Below are 21,279 nucleotides of genomic sequence, written 5' to 3'. Positions count from 1 at the left end.
CTTTGTGGCGAAAATCGATGAAAAATGGCCTTTTTGGATAGGCTGGCTAACCAATGTTAAATGACTCGATCCCACTGCACATTCTGCCGACCTTTGTGATTGCCGCCCGGTTAGAGAATTTGCGCGCTACTGCCCTGCAAGTACATCTTACCCATGGTGCCGTCAGCCAGCAGATCCAACAGCTCGAACGGGCAATCGGCTGCCCGCTGTTTGAACGGCAGGGGCGCGGGCTGCGCCTCAATAGCGCCGGACGTGAGCTGTTGGCCGTTGCCGAACCGGCGCTGCAGGCATTGCAGCAGGGCGTCAGCCGGGTCAGGAGGATTGCGCAAAGTCAGGCTCTGCGTATCAGCGTGCTGCCCTCTTTTGCGCATTACTGGTTAATGCCGCGTCTGCCATCTTTTCATACGGCCTGTGCCGATATTGCGTTGGATATCGACGCCTCGCTGGTAGTGCAGGATCTGGTGCGCAAAGGGTTTGATGCGGCCATCCGCCTCGGCAATGGTCAATGGGCAGAGATGCAGGCACAGTGGATTGCCTCCGGAGAGGTGGTGCCGGTGACCACCCCGGCGCTGGCCGACCAGTGGCAGGCAGCATTTGACCGTGGTGCGTCAGGCATACCGCTGTTGGAACATGATGTTACGCCGTGGCGTAGCTGGTTCACTGCGCATCAGCAGGTGGAGTCCGGCCGCCCCTTGGCATTATTCAATGATGCGGGATTGTTGATCCGCGCGGCTGAGCAAGGGTTTGGCATCGCGCTGGTGAAAAAACTGCTGGTGAGTGATGCGCTGGCAGAGGGCCGCTTGACCGCACTGGCACCGGCACGACATCTTAATCAGATAGACTTTTATCTGGTTTGGCCGCAAACCGCCGGATTGACGCCGGCGGTCGAAGCATTATTGCACTGGTTGCAGCGGCAACTGGCCTGAGTTTAGCGGCGTAGCCATTGCGGTTGTGAACTGCCAAGGGTTGTCGCAGGCAATGCCCAGAGCAGTGCTGTGCCGTTCAACCGTAGCGGCGCGATAAGGCGTTGTGCCGCCCCCCAATGGGTCAGCTCGGTTTCCGGGTTTTCATCCGCAGCGGTGGCTGCAGCCAGCGGCGTTAACGGATGCTGTTGCGGGTAAGGTTTATCAAACAGCAGTTGTGCCGTCCGTGCCAGGGAGAGTCGGGCGCTGTAGCAGGCGTTGACGCATGCCGTGCAGCACCGCCGTCGCCATCAGGTAGCCGGTTGCGTGATCGAGAGCCTGCACCGGCAGGGGGACAGGTACGGCGGCGTTTTTCCATTGCATGCCGGATTCTGCCAGCCCACAGCTCATTTGCACCAGGCTGTCGAAACCACGCCGTCCTCGCCACGGCCCACTCCAGCCATAGGCGTTGAGGCAAACGTCGATCAATCCCGGCGATAGTGTGCGGCGTTGTTCTGCGCCATAACCCAGTTTTTCCAGCGCTCCGGCACGATAACCATGAACCAGAACGTCGGCGTTTTTCAGTAAATGCTCGAAGGTGTGACGATCGTGAGGGTTTTTCAGGTTCAGCCGTGCGCAGCGCTTACCGAGGATCACTTCATGTTCGACGCCGGGTTCTTCCCAACCGTAGGGATCGATGCGTAATACGTCGGCCCCCAGACCGGCAAGAAAGCGCGTGGCGACCGGCCCGGCGATAATTCGCGTCAAGTCCAGCACCCGCACGCCGTGAAGCGGTCTGGCGGCAGGCAGCGCCCAGCCGGGGGGCGGAGCTTCCGCCTGTTGTCGTTGATGGCAAAGCGGCTCCTGCGCAACGCTCTTGCCCTGAATATGTTGTCGCCATGCTTCGATTGAGCGCATTTCAGCCGCGCAGCCGCCGGCTTCGATCACTGCCTGCTCCAGTTCACCTTTTTTCCACGTCAGCACCTTTTGCGCCAGTGCATTTTTATCCTGATGCGGGCCCAGCACTTGTTCTACGGCTTTGCGGTGATGAGGGGCATTGGTATGCAGGCGGATCCAGCCATCGCTGGTGGCATAGTCACCCGCCAGCGCGTCCCAGGCGGCCGGCAATGACCACCCCAGTGGCCGTAAGGTCCAGCCGAACCACAGCGACGCCAGCCGGCTGTCGACAAACACCTGCGGTTCCCCGCCCTGATTTTGTTGCAGCAGTTGAGCGCAGGCCAGCCCGGCGGCCCCCAGGCTGGCGGTTGCCAGCTCACTGACCGGGAATGCGCTGTTCAGGCTGCCTTCGCCGCCGACCGTCAGAGCAATTGCTGGCGTGTTGTCGCCGTGGCCGAAGCTTTGCCCGATTTCTGCGAGCAGTGTTTGAGTAAGGGTATCCATCATCAACTCCAGGTTGCCGGTCGGGGGACTGTGCCTAGCCTAGTTCACCCCGACCGGAGTTGCTATGGTGTGATGTTCAGGATGCGACCGTCCGCCAGTTTGGCTCGCAGACTATGGGCGGCAATGCCATCGAACGCTTGTTGGCCAAAGTTGGCCGTCAGGGTTGAGCCGTCGCTGAAGGTGGTTTGCTGTACCCAACCGGCTTGATCAAGCCATTGGAAGTCGGTCAGTGCCTTATCCCACAGTGCCAGATGCAGCGGACGGAAGGCCGCATCGGCCTGTTTGATTTGCGGCAGGCGTGTCTGCAAGGTCGCGCGGCTGAGGTGGAACATCGGCGCGGTGTTGTACAACAGGCTCAGCAGGCTGCGGGTGGTTTTGACATCGCTAAACTTCAGGTTGTCGTAATTCCAGTGGTGGCTGCTGATCACCGCATCGTGAAATACCGCCTGATACATGGGCAGACGATAACGCGGATCAAATTCCACCGTGCGATAAGGCTCTTTTACTTTGGCCGGGCTGAAGAAGAAAGCCGGCTGGGCATTGGGCCACCAGGCTCCAAGGTAGTAAGGCGAGGACTTATCCTGATTCATCTGTTTATCTCCCCAGCCAAATCCCCAGGTTTCCATGCCGTGGGCAAACATGATGTGGCGTGCGGTTACCGCGTTGCCATCCTCGGAGCCGAGCGGCAGCTTAAGGGTATTGCTGAACCAGGCCAGCCGCGCATTGCGGGCCTGCGCCATTTGCGCTGCGCCGGTCGGGTGATCGGGCTGATAGTCGTCTGAAACCATCCCGGTACCGTCAACGTCCAAAAACAGGCTGTTTAGCCCGGCCAACTGCACCAGTTCGCGCATGCGCTGCTGAGAGTAAGGCAGCACGCAGCCTGGATTGAGGTAGTAACCCTGCTTGCCGAAACCGGGCTTTTTACTGCCGTCGGCCCGTACTATGGCGCACTTTTCACGTAGCGCCGTTGGCAGTTGGGCGGTTAGCCAACTGTCATTGACTCCGCGCGGAATGCCGGTGTCGTAAGAGTCGTAGCTGGCAATCAGGTAACCCGATTTTTTGGCACTTTCCACCGCCTGCGGATGCAGGAATTCGGCGGTCCAGTTATCGGTACCCAGCCACAGACGGGGCAGCCCGGCCTGGTGAAGCGCCTCTATCAGCGGTTTCGCCAGCCCCTGGCCCCAGCTATCCGGCGGTGTCAGATAGACCCCTAGCTGCCGCTGCGCCCATTCCCGCACGTTAGTGGCTTGCTGGCGCTGCGCCTGCAGAAAATCCTTGTCATCCGGCGTGGCTTTCAGTGGCGTTGATGCCACCAACGCCTGATTAAGGGCATCAACCAAGACCTGTTGCTGCCAGGCTTCCGGCGTTTTTCCCGCCAGTTTCTGCACCGTTTTCTGGCTTTCGGCATCCATTTTCTGCCACAGCGTTTCGCCGGTTGGCGATGTCAGCCAGGCAAGCAATCCCGGCCAATTTTTCACGTCGGCCGGTGCCAACAGCTTGTCGCCCCACAGATAAATATGGGTGGCACCGATCAGTTTCTCACCCTCCGGCGCGATACGGATTTTATCGCGCAGGCTGCTGAACTGCCCGCTTTGCTGCAGGTATTCGCGATAACGGCGAGCGCCGGAAAGTGGGGAATCCCCCACGTGCAGTAACACCTCGAAGGCTTGCTGTTGGTTAAAACGGTTGAACTGGTGGCTGCTGTGCATGGTGAGCATGTTTTTAGCGCCGACAAAGGTAACCTGATTGCTGAACGGGGTGAGCAACAACCAGCTATACACCTTGCCCTGCTGTTGTTGGCTCCACAGCGGCAGCTTCAGATCCCAGTTGGTATCCAGCGGTGTCATTTCTTTCACCAGATAACGCTGCCAGACGGCGTTATCCAGCGGGATGCGGCTGCCTTCGCCAATCGGTAACAGTAGGGTGGTGGCCTGCGGCGGCAGGGTGAACCAGTTCAGCGTTTGCGCCCGGCTGCTGCTGAAGCTCAGGCGCAGATCGCCGTCTTCCAGCCTGGCGGTGAGTTGCATGGCGCTGTTGGGCCATTGCCAACTTGCCTGGGCAGGCGTGCTTTGCAGGTTAGCCACGGTTTGCCCAACCTGCGCCTGGTTGACCTGGATCTTGCCTGCGGTGACCTGCAGCGTGGCCGGATCGATTTCATAGCGGGTTTCACCCTGTTGCAAGAGCAGGGCCTGGGCGGGGAAACCGGCAAACAAGGCGAGGCTGATAGAGAGGCGAAGCATGTTCATCGAATAGTTGTCCTTGGTGATGATTGTCCTGCTGAACTTTCAGTTTATCGGGAATTAGCGGGCGGCCCAATGCCAATTATCTATATTCGCGTGATGAGTCAAATATACGAAATTAGTGAGTTTAGTTTTCGTTTAATAATTTGGCCTTTACATCATCACCCCACGTCACTATACTCAGCCAAAATTTCAGTGAGGAAACACAATTGGACAGTTTTAGTTGCAGTGATATAAACAAGGCAAGCTGACCAATCCTCTTCTGATTTGTTGCTTGCCGAAAACGGCGGGCAGCACCCCTCTCAAGTTATTCCGAGCTGTGCAAACCCGAATCTTATTGTTGTCCCTGTTGCCCAATGGCATCGGGTGAATTGATTTGGACGCTATTATGGCCACTTTCAGCCACAGCCTTTTCCCTCCAGGCATTCACACGCTCAACCGCTGATTTATTATCGGCGAGATTTCGCGTGTGCTAAAAAGCACATGATTTTATCTCCTGCAGTTATTTAAGGGGAAAGTCATGGCTATGACTCCTTTTGTTTTAAATTTATTACTGGCGATGAGCCTGGGCGCGGTTATTGGCGCTGAGCGGCAGTGGCGCCAACGTATGGCCGGTCTGCGCACCAATGCATTGGTGGCAACCGGAGCTGCGGTCTTTATCCTCAGTTCCATGTCTACCGATCCTTCCAGCGCCGGACGAGTTGCCGCGCAAATTGTCTCCGGTATCGGCTTTTTGGGTGCCGGGGTGATTATGCGTGAAGGGCTGAATATCCGCGGGCTGAATACCGCCGCCACGCTGTGGTGTTCTGCGGCGATCGGCGTGCTGTGCGGCCTTGGGCAGTATTGGAACGCGGTACTGGCGACGTTGGTGATCCTGTGTGCGAATATCCTGCTGCGTGAAGCGGCGCAGCGTATCAACCTGCAACCCCAGCAGCAGGCGACCGATCTGGAAGTGTGCTACCGCATTCAGGTTACCTGCGGTGAGCAGGATGAAATACTGGTGCGTACTCTGATATTGCAGGCGCTAAATGGTGTGGCATTAAAATTACAATCGCTGCGCAGTGCGGATATTTCCATTCCCGGTCAGTTGGAAGTTTGCGCGGAAATAACCGCAAATCCCTCGGTGCAAAAAGAAATTGAGGGCATAGTCTGTCGTGTCAGCCTGGAAAAAAGCGTGAGTGCCGTGCGCTGGCGCATTGCTTCCGAATTGCCTGTTTAATTATTGATAAACATTCACTTTATTAAGTGATAAGGAGGCGTCATGGACGGTGACCCCGAAAGTTTGATTATTAAGCGTTTCTGGCGTGGAAATAAACCGCGTTAATTACGTCAATTAAATAAGTTCCACTTTGTGCTTATTCACCCATTAATTGGGCGGGGTACCCCTGTGCGCAGAGTAAAATAAGAGAATAGCGTTATGACCTATATTAATGAAAACGTACGCCGTCGTGATAAAAAAACGACGCCTTACGCCATCGCCCAAGAGGCGAAAAACAGCGTTGATCAGACGCTGGCCAATTTAAAATGTAATCGCAATGGCTTGACCCAGGACGATGCGGTCGAACGCCTGGAGCAGTATGGCGTTAATCAGGTGGCTCATGAGAAGGCGCCCCATGCGCTGGTGCAGTTATTCGCCGCGTTTAACAACCCGTTTATCTATGTGCTGATGGTGCTGGCCGCGATCAGTTTCTTTACCGATTACTGGCTGCCGGCCCGGCGCGGTGAAGAAACCGATCTTACCGGCGTGATCATCATACTGGTGATGGTTTCACTCAGCGGGTTACTGCGTTTTTGGCAGGAGTACCGCACCAACAAGGCGGCTGAGACGCTAAAGTCGATGGTGCGTACTACCGCCACGGTACTGCGCCGCAGCAGTTACAGCGCGCAGGCTTTGACGCTGGAGATACCGATCCGCGAACTGGTGCCGGGCGATATTATTAAGCTCTCTGCCGGCGATATGATACCGGCGGACGTGCGTCTGCTGGCCTCACGCGATTTGTTTATCAGCCAGGCGATCCTGACTGGGGAAGCGATCCCGATCGAAAAATACGATGCGCTGGGCAACGTCAGTCAAAAATCGAGCGAAGACGAAGTTTCCAGTGAACATGCGCTGCTGGAACTGTCGAATATCTGCCTGATGGGCACCAACGTCGCCAGCGGCACCGCCACGGCGGTGGTGGTTGCGACCGGCGGGCGTACCTATTTTGGTTCCTTGGCAAAGTCGATAGTCGGTTCCCGTTCGCAAACCGCGTTTGATCGCGGAGTGAACAGCGTCAGTTGGCTGCTGATCCGCTTTATGCTGGTGATGGTGCCGATCGTATTGTTGATCAATGGCTTCACCAAGGGCGACTGGAGCGAAGCGGCGCTGTTTGCTTTGGCAGTAGCGGTCGGACTGACGCCAGAGATGCTGCCGATGATCGTCAGTTCTAATCTGGCGAAGGGCGCCATTGCCATGTCACGGCGTAAAGTGGTGGTCAAACGTTTGAATGCCATCCAGAACTTTGGCGCGATGGACGTACTCTGTACCGACAAAACCGGCACCCTGACCCAGGATCGCATCATCCTCGAACACCACCTGGACGTCAGCGGCATCAGAGACAATGAAGTGCTGCATCTGGCCTGGCTGAACAGCTTCCACCAGAGCGGGATGAAAAACCTGATGGATCAGGCGGTGATCCGCTTTGGGCGTGGCAAACCGGGCATTGAAGCATTGGGGCGTTTCAGCAAGGTTGACGAGTTGCCGTTCGATTTTGTGCGTCGCCGCCTGTCGATCGTCGTAGCGGATGAAAACCACCAACAGCGGCTGATCTGTAAAGGGGCCGTGGAGGAAATGCTGGAAATCGCTACCCATGTACGTGAAGGGCAGCAGATTGTACCGCTGGATCTGGCGCGACGTGAGGCACTGCAGGCGCTGGCCGCCCAGTATAACGAGGATGGATTCCGCGTACTGGTGTTGGCAACCCGGGAGCTTGGGGAACAAAACAATGCCTTGCCGCTGAGCGTGACCGATGAACGCGATATGGTGATCCAGGGCGTCCTGACCTTCCTTGACCCACCGAAAGAAAGTGCGCAGGAAGCTATTGCTGCACTACAGGAAAACGGCGTGGCGGTGAAAGTCCTGACCGGTGATAACCCGGTGATCACCTGCAAGATTTGCCGCGATGTTGGCCTGGAGCCTGGCGAACCGCTTTCCGGACCGCAGATTGCCGAGATGGACGATGCCACATTGGCGCGTGAAGTGGAGCAGCGCACGGTCTTTACCAAACTGACGCCGTTGCAAAAGTCGCGGGTGTTGAAAATGTTGCAGGCGAATGGTCATACCGTCGGTTTCCTTGGTGACGGCATTAATGATGCCCCGGCGCTGCGCGATGCCGACGTAGGTATTTCGGTGGACACCGGCACTGATATTGCCAAGGAGTCGGCAGACATCATTTTGCTGGAAAAAAACCTGATGGTGCTGGAAGAGGGCGTGATCAAGGGGCGCGAGACCTTCGGCAATATCATCAAGTACCTGAACATGACCGCCAGTTCCAACTTCGGCAACGTGTTCTCCGTGCTGGTGGCCAGCGCATTTATTCCGTTCTTGCCGATGCTGGCGATCCACCTGCTGATCCAGAACCTGATGTACGATATTTCTCAGCTGTCGCTGCCGTGGGACAAGATGGACAAGGAGTTCCTGCGTAAACCGCGCAAGTGGGATGCGAAAAACATTGGCCGCTTTATGCTGTGGATTGGGCCGACCTCGTCGATTTTCGATATCACTACCTATGCGCTGATGTGGTTTGTCTTCGCTGCCAACAGCGTGGAGCATCAGGCCCTGTTCCAGTCCGGGTGGTTTATTGAGGGGTTACTGTCGCAAACGCTGGTGGTGCATATGCTGCGTACCCAGAAAATTCCGTTTATTCAGAGCACCGCTGCATTGCCGGTCCTGCTGACCACGATATTGGTGATGGCGTTGGGGATTTATCTGCCGTTCTCACCGCTTGGCGCCCTGGTTGGGCTGCAGCCGCTGCCCTGGGAATACTTCCCGTGGCTGGCCGGTACCTTGATCAGCTACTGCGTTGTCGCGCAGCTGATGAAGCGGTTCTATATTCGCCGTTTCGGTGAGTGGTTGTAATTATTGCGGGCGCAGCCTACTGCGCCCCTACAGCAGTTTCTTCACCAACAGACCCAGCATGATGGTCAGCGTAAAGGAAAACAGCGTACCGAGCAGCACATACTCGGTACGCATTTTGTCATCACTCTGGCGTAAATCACCAAAGCGAAAGATTGACTTGGCCGCCAGCAAAAAACCGATAGCCGGGATCTGCCCTATCAGCACAAAGGTCAGGATCAGCGTTCTCTCCAGATAACCGATTTGTTTGCCTGCGCGTAACAGCGAATCGTTATCCGCTTTGGCTGACGGCGGCATCTGTGGCGTCCAGCGCGCCAGCAATTGCCCCATCAGAATGCCCATCGGCATATAAATCAATAAATAAGCCAGTAGCACCAGCCCGGATTGCCAGCGAGCCGCGGCGCTAGCCAGCACGCTAATCAGGGCGAGGGCATTCGGCGTAAGCAACAGCCACAGCAAAACAATCACCGTCAGGTGCAGGCCTTGATCGAGCAAAAAACCACGTGCCTGGCTGAGGCGGGTTAACAGGGTGACTTTCAGCAGGTCGGTCAGCCAGTGACTGATGGCAATAACCAACAGGGTGAACAGCACTTGAGCGGAAGAGATCCCGCCATACAACAGAGCAAAAACGGCCACGACCCAGGCAGCCAGCACGCCGTGCAGCAGGGCATGCAGCAGCAGGAAGCGAGAGCCGGCCCGATGACGTATTTTATCTTCAACCCAACTACGCGGTTGCAGTGGGAAGTCGGCAAGCAAGTGGGCTATCAGCAACCAGATCAGCAGGGGCAGGTAGCTTAAATCCATATTCAGGTGATCCTGTTAATCGCGTGAATAAATCGCATGATTTCCTCGTAGGCCGCGCGTTTGAGCGTTGCGGAGACCGTGGAGGCGGCCTTTTGCAGTTTCTTAGCCACTTCCTGGTTACTGGTGGCGAAAATACGGGCCTGGACTATCCGCGCTTCGGTCTGCGAAAGGCGGCTAACCACATGATCTAACATTGGCAACAGATCGCTGACAATGGTATTGGTCTGATCGTTATCATTTTTCAGAGCCAGTCGGCAATTTTTCATCAGGCCGTCCAACGCCTGACCCGAATTCACAAAGGCACTGCCATAGCCGGCGCTCTGAGCCTGCTTTGTGCCCAGGCCGATAGCGATGCGGGCATCCCAGCGTTGGGCGTCCATGGCTTTGAGCGCGATGCGGATATACACCGCCAGCAGCAAACCAGACTGCGGCTCGGCCACTGCCTGAAAGGCATCGCCACGGAAAATCTCGAACTGCTGAATAAGCTTAGCCTGTTGCAGCTGGCTAAGCAGGGCATTTAAGCCGCTAAGGTAGTGAGTGGTGTCTAACTGCCGGGAATTGACCAGATCGCCGGTGATCACGCTGACTTGGGCTGGCATGTGTTTGTCTGCTCTGAAGCGGGGAGTGATGGTTGAATTTCGCATCTAAATACGAATATGTCAATAATTCGCATCTGAATACGAATATGTGGATTATTCGCCTCTCAATGCGAAAAAATGAGGGTCGGTTGAGTGGGTCTAAGTTGTTCAGCCGGGAATACGCGGGCCAGAAGGCTCGCCACCGGCGAAGCGGGAGGTATAGCGGTTATGAGCGGGTTTTTAGAAGCTTTGTACCAACACTTCGCGCGGCTGTTCGCTGCCGTGCTTCAACAGATAGTCGAAGGATTTCTCGCTGCTTTTCAGTTGCTGCAGAAACTCCTGCGGGGACAGATCGTGTTTTTTGCCGCTCATATAAGCCAGCGCCAGCTCTTTTGCCTGATAACGTGAGAAGTTGTACATATTGGTTAGCCCTCGAAACGGTGGATTTCAGTGCTAACGATTGTAACCAAAGAGCACATAATGAACAGACGCTTTGGCGTATGGATTCGATAGCTAAAACTTAACCTGACGTTTCGGCATAGTATCAATACCTCAAATCTTCTCGGACAGGAACCCGACAACGCTGCGGTTGAAGAGATCCGGACAGGCAATATTGGAGATGTGCGAAGCAGGCAAGCATTGCAGTTCGGCATGGGGGGCGTTGGCGACCAGGAATTCGGCGTCCGCTATCGTAGTAACCGGATCCAGTTCTCCGGCTATCACTCTCATTGGCCTCGTCATAGAGACAATTTCCGCACGGAGATCAACCAGCGCCAGTGCATCGCAGCAGGCGGCATAACCTTCGGCATTACCGGCCGCCAGCCCGGCGACCAGTGGGGCAACCCGTTCAGGATGCTGCTGTAAAAAAGCTTCGCTGAACCAGCGAGCGGGAGAGGCGGCGGCGATCGGCGCCAGCCCGGTGTGGCGTACCTGTTGGGCACGCTGCTGCCAGCCTTCGGCACTGCCGATGCGGGCGGCAGTATTGGCGACCACCAGTCGCCTGATGCGTTGCGGGTGGTAGCGGTTGAGCCATAACCCGGTCAGGCCGCCCATCGAAATGCCGCAAAAATGGGCGCTTGGTGCATCCAGATGATCGAGCAGGGCGATCACATCCTGGCCCAGATCCTCAAGCCGCAGCGGAAGCGTTGGCAACGGTGTGGCACCGTGCCCGCGCTGGTTATAGCGCAAGACGTGAAAGTGCTCAATCAACACCGGCAGTTGCGCCTGCCACATGTCGAAAGTGGTACCGAGCGAGTTGGACAGCACCAACAGCGGCGCTCCGGCGTGGCCATCAAGGCGATAGTCGATATCCATGCTGCTTCTCCGTCTCATACCCGTTCGATAATCAGTGCAATGCCCTGGCCGACGCCAATACACATAGTGCACAAGCCATAGCGGCCGCGCGTCTTTTGCAATTGCCAGGCGGCGTTCATCACCAGCCTGCCACCGGAAGCACCCAGCGGATGACCGAGGGCGATCGCACCGCCATTGGGATTCACCTGAGCGGCGTCGTCACTCAGCCCCAGTTCACGCGTCACCGCCAATGCCTGTGCCGCAAAAGCTTCGTTAAGCTCAATCACGTCCATTTGGTCGAGGCTCAGCCCGGAAATTTTTAATACCTTGCGTACCGCTTGAGCCGGGGCAAAGCCCATAATTGAAGGCTCAATACCGGTAACGGCGCTGGCGATAATACGGGCCATGGGTTGCAGTCCGTGGCGAGTCATCCCGGTTTCGCTGGCCAGCAGCAGCGCGCAGGCACCGTCGTTCAGCCCGGAAGCATTACCGGCGGTCACCGTTCCCTGAGGGTTAACCACCGGTTTCAGCTTCGACAGGGCTTCCAGCGTGGTGGCGCGCGGGTGTTCGTCCTGAGTGAACAGTAACGGTGCGCCTTTTTTCTGCGCAACGCTGACTTCAATCAACTGCTCGGCGAAAAAGCCGCGCTCCTGCGCGCTAGCGGTGCGCTGCTGGCTGCGCAGGGCAAAGGCGTCCTGATCCTGGCGGTTAATACCGAATTTGAGGGCGACGTTTTCGGCGGTTTGCGGCATCGACTCCACGCCATATAGCGCCTGCATCTGTGGGTTGATAAACCGCCAGCCCATGGTGGTGTCTTCCAGTTTCATCATTCGGCTGAAGGCGCTTTCCGCCTTGCCCATCACGAAGGGGGCACGGGACATGCTTTCTACACCGCCGGCGATCATCAGTTCACTTTCGCCGGTTTTGATCGCCCGGGCCGCCATCGCCACCGCGTCCAGACTGGAGCCGCACAGGCGGTTGAGGGTACAACCGGGGATCTGTACCGGCAGCCCGGCTAGCAGCAACGCCATGCGCGCCACGTTGCGGTTATCCTCTCCGGCCTGATTGGCACAGCCAAGCAGCACGTCGTCCACTGCCGCCCAGTCAAGTTGTGGGTGGCGCGCCTGCAACGCTTTGAGCGGCAGGGTGGCCAGGTCGTCGGCGCGAATGCTGGCCAGGCTGCCGTTTAGTCGACCAAAAGGCGTACGGACGGCATCACACAGGTAAGCGGGGATCATACGGTGGTTCTCCGTGCTGAAGGGCAAAGGTCAGTTCGACCGGGGTGACTGCTTGCAATTGCTGCGGGGTCAGCCCGCCAAATATTTCGCGTACCACCAGACCCTGAGATGTCACGTCCATCACCGCCAGATCGCTGTAGATGCGATCGATACAGCCGACGCCGGTCAGGGGATAAGTACAGTGCTGAACAATTTTGCATTCGCCTTTTTTGGTCAGGTGTTCGGTCATCACAAACACCTGACGGGCGCCAATCGCCAGATCCATTGCGCCGCCGACCGCCGGGATTGCCCCCGCTGCGCCGGTACTCCAGTTGGCCAGATCGCCGCGTTCGGAAACCTGATAGGCGCCGAGCACGCAGATATCCAGGTGACCGCCGCGCATCATGGCAAAAGAGTCGCCGTGATGGAAAAAGCAGCCGCCTTTGAGCAGGGTAACCGGCTGTTTACCGGCGTTGATCAGTTCGGGATCTTCCTGGCCGGCCGCCGGTGCCGGGCCCATACCGAGAATGCCGTTTTCGCTGTGCAGGAAGATCTCTTTATCCGCCGGCAGGAAGTTGGCTATCTGGGTTGGGATCCCAATGCCCAGGTTGACGTAGGCACCTTCCGGGATATCGCGGGCAATACGCTCGGCTAGCTGTTGATGAGTGAGTTTGGTCATAGGGGCGCTCCTTAAGCCGACGCTGGCGCAGGGTGATCGGGTGTAGTCACCAGGCGTTGCACGAAGATCCCCGGCGTAATGATATTTTCAGGATCCAACTCCCCCAGCGGCACCATGCGGTTGACTTCGGCAATGGTGCAGGCGGCGGCCATGGCCATAATCGGCCCAAAGTTGCGCCCGGTTTTGTTGTACAGCAGGTTACCCCAGCGATCGGCTTTATCGGCCTTGATCAGCGCGAAATCCGCCTTCAGCGGTAGCTCGAACACATAGTGTTTGCCGTCGATCTCGCGCGTTTCTTTACCTTGCGCCAGTTCGGTGCCATAGCCGGTCGGGGTGTAAAAACCGCCGAGCCCGGAACCGGCGGCCTGAATGCGCGCCGCCAGATTGCCCTGCGGGATCAGCTCCAGCTCCAGCTCGCCACGGCGGTACAAGTCATCAAATACCCAGGAGTCCGACTGGCGCGGGAATGAACAGACAACCTTGCGCACGCAACCGGCCTTTAACAGCGCCGCTAAGCCAAAATCCCCGTTGCCGGCGTTGTTGCTGATCAGCGTTAGCCCGCGCGGCCGATGGCGGATCAAAGCGTCCAGCAGCGTATAGGGCTGACCGGCCGGGCCAAAACCGCCGACCATAATGGTCGCGCCATCGGGAATATCGGCGACGGCGGCATCGATGGACGCCACGTATTTATCGATCATCTGCTCTCCTGATTGCGCAACGGTAATTTCTGCGTGACGCTTATGGGCCTGGATTTACCTTAAGGGATGAAAAAAACAGCGACAAGTGCGAATATCAGCGTATTGTGCGATTATCGAAACATTAGTCCTTTGGTGATCAATTCTGTGATACGGATAACTATATTGAGTCGGAGGTCAGGATGAGTGATGCGTCGGAGTCTGGTGCTGGAGAACTGCGTCGGTTGCAGGAGATCGGGGAGTTAAGCAACGATCAATATAAGGGTGACCCCAATTTTATGGCGTCGTTGGCCAGGGGACTGGAGGTGCTGCAGGCCTTCCAGCCGCAGTATTCACAAATGTCGGTTTCTGAAATCAGCCAAATTACCGGTATCCCACGTGCGGCGGTGCGGCGTTGCCTGTACACCCTGCGTGCGTTGGGATTTGTGCATTGCCCTGACGGCCGCCATTACCGGCTGCTGCCGCGGGTGCTGACCATCGGGCACGCCTATCTTTCTTCTTCCGAACTGGCGAAAGCGGCGCAGAACTCGCTGGACTACCTCAGTAAGCTGCTGAATGAATCCTGCTCGGTGGCGACGCTGGACGGTGACAATATCCTGTATATCGCCCGCGCTTCGGTGAAGCGTATTATGACAATCGATTTGGGGCGCGGCAGCCGCCTGCCGGCCTATGCGACTTCGATGGGACTGGTCTTGCTCAGTTCGCTGGATGAAGAACAGTTGGACGATTATCTGTCGCGGGTCAGTTTCGAACCGCTGACCGAATTCACCGTGACCAGCGCCGAGCAACTGCGTGAACAGTTGGCTAAAGTGCGTCGGCAAGGCTATGCCATCAACGATCAACAGTTGGAAATTGGTCTGCGTTCGATCGCGGTGCCGATGCATTCCCGCAAGGGCGGCGTAGTCGCGGCGATGAACGTGGGCGTCAACGCTTCGCAAATTTCGTCGGCGGAACTGCGTGAGCGGGTGCTGCCACAGCTGCAACGCACGGCGATGGAGCTGGCGCTGCTGCTGTAGCTCGCGGTTGGATGAGCACCGCTGAATGGTCATCGGCTGTTTCTCATTGCCGATGGCCAGCGGCGGCAAGGGGGACCAACAGCAGGCTCAACCGGCTGGTGCGGCCTGCGTTTTTACCAGGACCAACGAACACCGAGGTTAGCGCCCCAGGGTGATTCAATTTTGTCCCCTTTACTGTATCTTGCATCGGTATACATCTGGACATCAGGGGTAAACTGCAGGGAAAGCCCCATGCCGTACTCACCCCGGGTACCGGACAAATCGTTGTTGAATCCGTTCCCATTAATACTGACGGGGTTGGAGTTCACGAACTCCTGAATGGCGGCCATATGTAGCCAGGGTTGCAGCGTCATGCCATTCTCCAGAGGCAGCGTTCGCCCTAAAACGCCATTCAGGATTGCCTGTTGGGATTTGGCGACGCCGCTGGTGGCCTGCAAGCCATTGTCGAACGTATAGGATTGCCCCTTCACCCACAGCGTAGCCAGTTGCAAAGAGGGTTCAACAAACCAACCGCTATCCAGCACAAATTGGCGGCCGACTTCCAGCGACAGACCAAAGCCAGGCGTATTGTAACCGCCCCTGGTTTTTTCCCCGTCAGTCATTCGGACATCAGCATGGCTACTAAAATTATTGGCTTTGAGTAGCGCATCGACAAACCAGCCCGATTCCAGTAACCAGGTATTGTAGCCACCAATAAAGAAGCTATTGATGGTGCCAGTGCTGCCCTGACTGAAATCGAGCGCATTGCGACTCACGCCACTGAATAACCCTGTCAGCCATTGGCCATTATTGGTGTCGCGTGCGTTGTCGACACCCACGGAAATGCCTGATTGTGTTTGGCGGTAGCCAAGGCCTGCGCGATCATTCACCTGATAGCGGCTCCCCAGTGTGCGAACCCAGGCACCACCCCGTTGTTTTCCCTGTCGCACCTCACCCATACGGGTTCGAAGGCCGGTCAGCTCGCCATACCAGAGAGTCGGCGTGGCATTGAACAAACCCAGCGCGGTGTGGGTGACAGGCGTCACTACCGGTTTTTCTTCGGCACCATATTTTTGCGCCAGTACCCAATCATTGTCGCGTTGTTGCAATTCATACTGATAGGTTCCGGCGTCCACAGCACCGTTGTTCAGCGCAAAGTGACTCTTGCCGCCACTTGTCGTTACCAGGGTTAAAGCGCTGTCCGTAATGTCGGGTTCCCGGCCACTGTTTTTGATCATCAACAGATGTTCCCCGTTAGCTTCCCCGCTGACGGTAATTAAATCACCGGTTAACGCCGCTAAATCCGTATTCATGACAAAGGCGCCGTTCCCCGACAGTGAATCCAGCGATAAGGTCTGGAAGGCACCGTCAGCGTGACGAAAGACGACCTGGCCGTCGTTGTTTAGCGCCCTCAGCGTGGAGTCATGGGTCACTGTCCACCGGCTGGAATCGCTCAGGCTCAGACGGTTGACCCCGTTGACGGCGCCATTGAGCAATGTGGCCCGACTCAACGCCACATCAACCGGGTTTTCAACGGCAGAACGGATATCCCCGTTGAGCACCACCCGATTGTCGGCAATCAAATCCACAACCCGGCTGTCATTTGGATCAACGCCGCTACCGGCCAGATTCTCCAGTAAAACGCCATTGCCGGCGGTGAGTTGCGAACCGTTTTTTATCGTCAGTTTTAGCGTTGCGCCGTTGGTTTTTATCGCCGGACCCAGGCCGCTGGACAACATGACGTTATCCAATACGACGTTACTGACGCCGCCGCTGGAAGTATTGCTGATGTAGAGTCCGGCGGCATTACCTTGTGTGGTCAGCGTGCTGTTGCTGATATTCAACGTGCCGGTTAGCGCCCACAGTGCGTGGCTGTCTTGTCCTGCCGTGGTGACCGACAGCCCATTGCCGTTAATGACCGAACCGGGATAGGCCAATAATCCGGAGCTGTCGCTGTCGGCAGTTTCAATGCGTGCGTTATCAAGGTTAATGATGCCGCCACGGGCTGCAAAGACACCGATGCTACGCCTGCCGAGTGTGGTGATGTGCAGATTATTGCCTTGTACCCTGGATTCGCTGTACAACCCGTAGCCGCCGGTGCCGGAGGTGTTTAAGCTGCTGTCTGCCAATGTGGCCGGGCCAAAATGCGCATTGAAGGCGTGTGAGCCAACGCCGTGGGTAGTGAAGGTCGCACCGGTGACGTCAGCTGAAGAGTCTGCCGTCGCTATCCACAGTGCATCTCTATAGTTGCTTTGTGTGGTAAAGCTGCCGCCCCGAATCGAGGCCTGGGCCGCGACATTGAGATTGACGGCCATCCCTCCCTGCGTGTTGACGGTGGTGTTATCAAGCATGACTTGACCGTTCAATATGTAGATCCCATCCCCTTTCTGGGTGCTGATATTACTGTTATTCAATAAAACGCTACCCCGCCCCCCGTCGCTGTTATAGATTTCTACACCCCGATTCTCCCCGTTGGTTGAAATATTAACGGCATTCCCTTCGACCCTTCCATTACTCACTTCCAACGCCGCCTGGACTCCGGTTCCGCGTAAAAAAATATTAACGTTTTCTAACGTGGCATGGGCGAACTCTGCATTTGAACTGGTCAGGGAAATACCTTTACGGTTTGCATCGGTGGCAACAATAGTTGAATGGCTCATTGTTAATGTGCCGTCCGTTAGGGTGACGCCGCCACTGCGAGGGCCGTTGGCTGAAATTTCCAAATTATTCATTGATAGCCTGGCCCCGTTGCGGCCAAAAACGCCGGCACTGTAACTGCCGGCGACGGTAATATTGCCGCTGTTCATCACTAAATTCCCGCCATCAACATTGACGGCATGTGCTTGTATGCCGTTTGTCGTTAACAAGGTTCCGTCCAGGCGGGCACTGCCCCCGGCGCGGATATTCGCCGCATAAAGCGAATTGCCGGCCGTACTAAAACTCAGCCCGGTCAGTGACGTTTGCAACAGGCTGCCGTCACCGGAGCTAAACAGAGGGTAATCACCGGCCGTTGTGCCGGTATAGCCGTGGGTAACGTCCAGTGTTGAACCATCAACGACGCGCCAGGGTGAGGCTGCATTGACGACGGCGGAAAATCCACCGGTGGTCGCCAGGGCTAACAAACAGCCGCGGGAGAAAAATGAAGGGGCAAAAGAGGCCATATTACTATCCTTGAATGGTCCGATTTTTTTAATTTCATGCGAGTTGATGTATATATAAAAATTATAATCAGAAAAATTGAATTATGTTTTTATATAAATTAATTACATTGCCGTGAGGGCGGATTGCAAGGTTTCTGTTTGATGGTTATTTTAATGTCGTGCTATTTCGTGTAATTATTAACCCAATTGACGCCCTGTATCAAGAGTTATCTGGCCGCCATTCTGATTATGTCGATAATATTTTATTTTGTGAATGGTGGGAATAAATGGTTGTCGTTAATTAAATCGATATTAATAATATTATAACTTGAGTGGGGGTTATTCTTGATACTCTGTTCTGGTGGTATAGAGCCTATTTTACTAAAGGGGGACGCCAACAGATTACCCCCTGTTGGCGTAAGGAGCCGCTAAACGTTGATAGCGGACAAAATGCCACCATCAGCGTTGTGTCACCAGGACACTCTCATTAGGTCAGGGCATTTAATTCTTTCAGTAAACCGAAGGCCAGTTTCATATGATCTTCGCTAACGATAAACGCGCGTAACTGCTGGTGCTGATCAAAGCCTTTAGCGATCATTCCCTGCGGCTCAGCGACAATTGTCCAGCTCAAATCCTGCCGACGGGTTTCCCCTGCCAGCTGCAGCGGCAAGCTGGGGGTTTTCACCTTGACCAGCATGGCGGGCAGCTTCACCGCTTCCGCCGCACCCAGCAGGTTTTTTGCCAGGGTCATGGCGCTGAACTGAATCGGCTGGAGGAATGGCAACAGTTGCCCCTCGATCTCCGCGCAATCACCAAGGGCGTAAACATCCACTTGCGAGATCTGTAAACGGTTATTCACCTGGATGCCGCGATTAACCTGCAAACCGGCCTGACGCGCCAGCCCGACGTTTGGCCGCAAACCGACCGACGCTATCGCTGCATCAACCCACAATTGGCGACCGTTGCTCAGCGTGGCTTGTATCCCCTCATCATGTTGTGTCAGTGCGCCCAGTTGCTGGTTGAGCAGCAATTCTACCCCCATCTGTTGCAGAGCATGTTGCAGGCGGCAGCTCGCTTCAACCGGCATTAACCCCGATAGCAGGCTGCCGGACTTGTCTACCAGGGTGACCTGTTTACCGGCCCGGCACATGTCCATCGCCAGTTCACAGCCGATCAGCCCCCCGCCCAAAATCAACACCCGTTGCGCCTGGAGCAGGGTCAATTGGCTGTCGCGGAATTCCTGTTGGCTGTTGAGCGTCAGCATTAACTCATGGCCCGGCACCGGCGGCACGATGGCAGCAGCGCCGATCGCCAAAACCAGTTTGTCGTAATGCCAGACTTGCTCGCCACTGCGCACCATTTTTTGCTGCGTATCTATAGCCGTAATACGCGTATGGGGGTGTACCGTCAGTTGGAACTGTTCGGCGAAGTCACCGAAGCTTTGCCGGGTCAGGGCGTCAGCGGTTTGGTTTAGGCTGAATACATGGCTCAGTTCCGGTTTGTTATATTCATCGCAACTGTCGGCGGCTATCAGCCGAATAGGGACTTCGCCATCTTGCCTGCGCAGATTCTTGGCCAACTGTCGGGCGGCAAAGCCGGAGCCGACGATCAGGATACCGGGGTTCATTTTGCCTCCGAAGAGAGTGGGTCGAACACCTCTTTACCCATGGCGCATTCCGGGCACAGGAAATCATCCGGCACCTCTTGCCAGCAGGTTCCGGGCGCCACATCTTGCATAGGTTCGCCCAACGCCGGATCGTAGATCCACAGACAGACGCTGCATTGCATGCGCGGGCCAAGATCGGCATCGGCACAGGATACTTCGGGTTCAGACGCCGGCTGAACGGCAGTGACCGCAGGGGCTGACACAGTCAACGCCGAAGGAGACAATGCCCATTGGCGAGCGATATCCCGGCCATGTTGACGACAGACTGCCAGCGTATCGCCGTCAGGGCGCCATTTGGCTTTCAGCGCCAGCGTGGTTTCAAAGCCGCAATCCATCAATCGGGTTTGAATACGGTCTACCGCGCCGCCATTCCAGCCGTAGCTGCCGAAGGCCGAAGCTTTCTTATTGCGAAAACGCAGCCCGGTTATCTCCTCCAACAGCCCGGCGACTTTCGGCATCATCACGTTATTCATGGTCGATGAGCCCACTAACACGCCTTTGGAACGGAATACGTTAGTCAGGATCTCGTTCTTGTCATGACGCGCCACGTTAAAAATCTTCACTGCCACACGCGGGTCGACTTCGTTAATGCCCTGTGCAATCGCATCCGCCATCATGCGGGTGTTGTTGGACATGGTGTCGTAAAAAATGGTGATGCGATCTTCCTGATAATCCGCCGCCCACTCTAAATAGCGCTGTACGATTTGGGTTGGGTTATCACGCCATACCACGCCGTGTGAGGTGGCTATCATGTCTACCGGCAGGTTGAAACCGAGGATCTCGTTGATTTTTGGCGTCACCAGTCGGCTGAACGGCGTCAGAATATTGGCGTAGTAACGCTGACATTGTTCAAACAATTCATTCTGATCGACTTCATCATTAAACAAATGCTCATCGCAATAGTGCTGGCCAAAGGCGTCATTGCTGAACAGCACCGCATCGCCGGTCATATAGGTCATCATGCTGTCCGGCCAGTGCAGCATCGGCGTTTCAACGAAGATCAGCTGTTTGCCGTTGCCGATATCCAGGCTGTCGCCGGTGTGTACTACGTGGAAATTCCACTCCGGGTGATGATGGTGGCCGTTGATCGAATCAATACCATTCTCGGTGCAGTAGATAGGCGTCCCCGGGATCTGCGCCATCAGTTCGGTCAACGCCCCGGCGTGATCTTCTTCGGCGTGATTGATGATGATGTAATCCAGGGTTTTAAGATCAATTTCCGCCGACAGATTTTGTACAAACTCACGGCTAAATTTATGGTCTACCGTATCGATCAGCACCGTTTTCTCTTCACGGATCAGGTAGCTGTTATAGCTGCTGCCCTTTAGGGTTTTGTACTCTGTCCCATGAAAATCACGGACTTCCCAGTCACGTTGTCCTACCCATTGGATATTGTTTTTTACCTGAATTGCCATGCTCTTTACCTTTGTTGTCAGCGACTCAATTTTGATACTTGTAATGAGCAATGGGCGTGCCAGTTATTATCTTATTGTTTTATAAATACTAATAATTATTTGATGTCATTTTGACATCGGCGTAGCATTGTCTTTATGAC

General features: G+C 55.8%; 15 protein-coding genes and 1 pseudogene. 4 read left to right on the top strand and 12 right to left on the bottom strand.

Going from position 1 to position 21,279, the window contains the following annotated elements; all coding sequences use genetic code 11:
- Window positions 1–53: 53 nt before the first annotated feature.
- On the top strand, window positions 54–926 hold the full coding sequence (locus ACSOSI_RS16165) for a LysR substrate-binding domain-containing protein (protein WP_476705782.1): 873 nt from the start codon (window positions 54–56) through the stop codon (window positions 924–926).
- A 2-nt stretch (window positions 927–928) separates the two neighbouring features.
- On the opposite strand, the pseudogene ACSOSI_RS16160 reads toward ACSOSI_RS16165, so the two are convergent.
- Window positions 929–2,303: pseudogene (locus tag ACSOSI_RS16160) on the bottom strand (CoA transferase).
- Window positions 2,304–2,365: 62 nt separating this feature from the next.
- Window positions 2,366–4,549 (bottom strand): glycoside hydrolase, encoded by a 2,184-nt coding sequence (locus ACSOSI_RS16155; RefSeq protein WP_476705781.1) that lies wholly within the window; start codon window positions 4,547–4,549, stop codon window positions 2,366–2,368.
- A gap of 514 nt (window positions 4,550–5,063) precedes the next feature.
- Between ACSOSI_RS16155 and ACSOSI_RS16150 the strand changes: the two genes are divergently transcribed.
- Both ACSOSI_RS16150 and mgtA read left to right on the top strand, forming a co-directional pair.
- Window positions 5,064–5,762 carry an MgtC family protein gene (locus tag ACSOSI_RS16150; protein ID WP_012145767.1) on the top strand — a complete coding sequence of 233 codons (699 nt, stop codon included), beginning with the start codon at window positions 5,064–5,066 and terminating at the stop codon, window positions 5,760–5,762.
- A 198-nt stretch (window positions 5,763–5,960) separates the two neighbouring features.
- Window positions 5,961–8,660, top strand: a complete 2,700-nt coding sequence (gene mgtA / locus ACSOSI_RS16145; RefSeq protein ID WP_476705780.1) for a magnesium-translocating P-type ATPase — start codon at window positions 5,961–5,963, stop codon at window positions 8,658–8,660.
- A gap of 27 nt (window positions 8,661–8,687) precedes the next feature.
- Here the strand turns inward: mgtA and ACSOSI_RS16140 are convergent, their stop codons facing one another.
- The 7 genes from ACSOSI_RS16140 to ACSOSI_RS16110 form a co-directional block, all read right to left on the bottom strand.
- Window positions 8,688–9,461 (bottom strand): DUF3307 domain-containing protein, encoded by a 774-nt coding sequence (locus tag ACSOSI_RS16140; RefSeq protein WP_261098012.1) that lies wholly within the window; start codon window positions 9,459–9,461, stop codon window positions 8,688–8,690.
- A gap of 2 nt (window positions 9,462–9,463) precedes the next feature.
- Window positions 9,464–10,060 carry a hypothetical protein gene (locus ACSOSI_RS16135; RefSeq protein ID WP_476705779.1) on the bottom strand — a complete coding sequence of 199 codons (597 nt, stop codon included), beginning with the start codon at window positions 10,058–10,060 and terminating at the stop codon, window positions 9,464–9,466.
- Window positions 10,061–10,279: 219 nt separating this feature from the next.
- A complete protein-coding gene (locus tag ACSOSI_RS16130) occupies window positions 10,280–10,459 on the bottom strand; it encodes a hypothetical protein (RefSeq protein ID WP_012145763.1) in 180 nt (59 codons plus the stop codon).
- Between the two features lie 132 nt (window positions 10,460–10,591).
- Window positions 10,592–11,353, bottom strand: coding sequence for a 3-oxoadipate enol-lactonase (gene pcaD, locus ACSOSI_RS16125; protein WP_476705778.1), 762 nt, complete (start codon window positions 11,351–11,353; stop codon window positions 10,592–10,594).
- Between the two features lie 14 nt (window positions 11,354–11,367).
- Entirely contained in the window at window positions 11,368–12,570 is a 1,203-nt protein-coding gene (pcaF, locus tag ACSOSI_RS16120) for a 3-oxoadipyl-CoA thiolase (RefSeq protein WP_476705777.1), read from the bottom strand.
- On the bottom strand, window positions 12,548–13,228 hold the full coding sequence (locus tag ACSOSI_RS16115; RefSeq protein ID WP_476705776.1) for a 3-oxoacid CoA-transferase subunit B: 681 nt from the start codon (window positions 13,226–13,228) through the stop codon (window positions 12,548–12,550). The genes pcaF and ACSOSI_RS16115 overlap by 23 nt, the downstream gene beginning before the upstream one ends.
- Before the next feature lie 11 nt (window positions 13,229–13,239).
- The gene (locus tag ACSOSI_RS16110) at window positions 13,240–13,926 is read right to left on the bottom strand and encodes a 3-oxoacid CoA-transferase subunit A (protein ID WP_012145759.1); all 687 of its coding nucleotides are present in this window, start codon (window positions 13,924–13,926) and stop codon (window positions 13,240–13,242) included.
- A 179-nt stretch (window positions 13,927–14,105) separates the two neighbouring features.
- On the opposite strand from ACSOSI_RS16110, the gene ACSOSI_RS16105 reads away from it, so the two are divergent.
- Window positions 14,106–14,939 carry an IclR family transcriptional regulator domain-containing protein gene (locus tag ACSOSI_RS16105; RefSeq protein ID WP_012145758.1) on the top strand — a complete coding sequence of 278 codons (834 nt, stop codon included), beginning with the start codon at window positions 14,106–14,108 and terminating at the stop codon, window positions 14,937–14,939.
- Between the two features lie 113 nt (window positions 14,940–15,052).
- Here ACSOSI_RS16105 and ACSOSI_RS16100 read toward each other — a convergent pair whose 3' ends face one another.
- From ACSOSI_RS16100 to norV, 3 genes are all read right to left on the bottom strand, one after another.
- Entirely contained in the window at window positions 15,053–18,079 is a 3,027-nt protein-coding gene (locus ACSOSI_RS16100) for an autotransporter outer membrane beta-barrel domain-containing protein (RefSeq protein ID WP_476705775.1), read from the bottom strand.
- A 466-nt stretch (window positions 18,080–18,545) separates the two neighbouring features.
- Window positions 18,546–19,685 (bottom strand): NADH:flavorubredoxin reductase NorW, encoded by a 1,140-nt coding sequence (norW, locus tag ACSOSI_RS16095; protein ID WP_476705774.1) that lies wholly within the window; start codon window positions 19,683–19,685, stop codon window positions 18,546–18,548.
- Window positions 19,682–21,139, bottom strand: coding sequence for an anaerobic nitric oxide reductase flavorubredoxin (gene norV, locus ACSOSI_RS16090; RefSeq protein ID WP_476705773.1), 1,458 nt, complete (start codon window positions 21,137–21,139; stop codon window positions 19,682–19,684). The genes norW and norV overlap by 4 nt, the downstream gene beginning before the upstream one ends.
- Between the last annotated feature and the right edge of the window lie 140 nt (window positions 21,140–21,279).

The sequence above is a fragment of the Serratia sp. AR11 genome (assembly GCF_056376275.1).
Note: the sequence above shows the minus strand (reverse complement) of the source record. Positions and strands in the feature narration are given on the sequence as shown.

Bases quoted from the DNA above. Each gene is read 5' to 3' on its own strand.
- ACSOSI_RS16110 (WP_012145759.1), bottom strand. From the start codon at position 13,926: ATGATCGATAAATACGTGGCGTCCATCGATGCCGCCGTCGCCGATATT.
- ACSOSI_RS16140 (WP_261098012.1), bottom strand. From the start codon at position 9,461: ATGGATTTAAGCTACCTGCCCCTGCTGATCTGGTTGCTGATAGCCCAC.
- pcaD (WP_476705778.1), bottom strand. From the start codon at position 11,353: ATGGATATCGACTATCGCCTTGATGGCCACGCCGGAGCGCCGCTGTTG.
- ACSOSI_RS16105 (WP_012145758.1), top strand. From the start codon at position 14,106: ATGAGTGATGCGTCGGAGTCTGGTGCTGGAGAACTGCGTCGGTTGCAG.
- pcaF (WP_476705777.1), bottom strand. From the start codon at position 12,570: ATGATCCCCGCTTACCTGTGTGATGCCGTCCGTACGCCTTTTGGTCGA.
- norW (WP_476705774.1), bottom strand. From the start codon at position 19,685: ATGAACCCCGGTATCCTGATCGTCGGCTCCGGCTTTGCCGCCCGACAG.
- mgtA (WP_476705780.1), top strand. From the start codon at position 5,961: ATGACCTATATTAATGAAAACGTACGCCGTCGTGATAAAAAAACGACG.
- ACSOSI_RS16135 (WP_476705779.1), bottom strand. From the start codon at position 10,060: ATGCCAGCCCAAGTCAGCGTGATCACCGGCGATCTGGTCAATTCCCGG.
- ACSOSI_RS16130 (WP_012145763.1), bottom strand. From the start codon at position 10,459: ATGTACAACTTCTCACGTTATCAGGCAAAAGAGCTGGCGCTGGCTTAT.
- ACSOSI_RS16115 (WP_476705776.1), bottom strand. From the start codon at position 13,228: ATGACCAAACTCACTCATCAACAGCTAGCCGAGCGTATTGCCCGCGAT.
- ACSOSI_RS16150 (WP_012145767.1), top strand. From the start codon at position 5,064: ATGGCTATGACTCCTTTTGTTTTAAATTTATTACTGGCGATGAGCCTG.
- ACSOSI_RS16100 (WP_476705775.1), bottom strand. From the start codon at position 18,079: ATGGCCTCTTTTGCCCCTTCATTTTTCTCCCGCGGCTGTTTGTTAGCC.
- norV (WP_476705773.1), bottom strand. From the start codon at position 21,139: ATGGCAATTCAGGTAAAAAACAATATCCAATGGGTAGGACAACGTGAC.
- ACSOSI_RS16165 (WP_476705782.1), top strand. From the start codon at position 54: ATGTTAAATGACTCGATCCCACTGCACATTCTGCCGACCTTTGTGATT.
- ACSOSI_RS16155 (WP_476705781.1), bottom strand. From the start codon at position 4,549: ATGAACATGCTTCGCCTCTCTATCAGCCTCGCCTTGTTTGCCGGTTTC.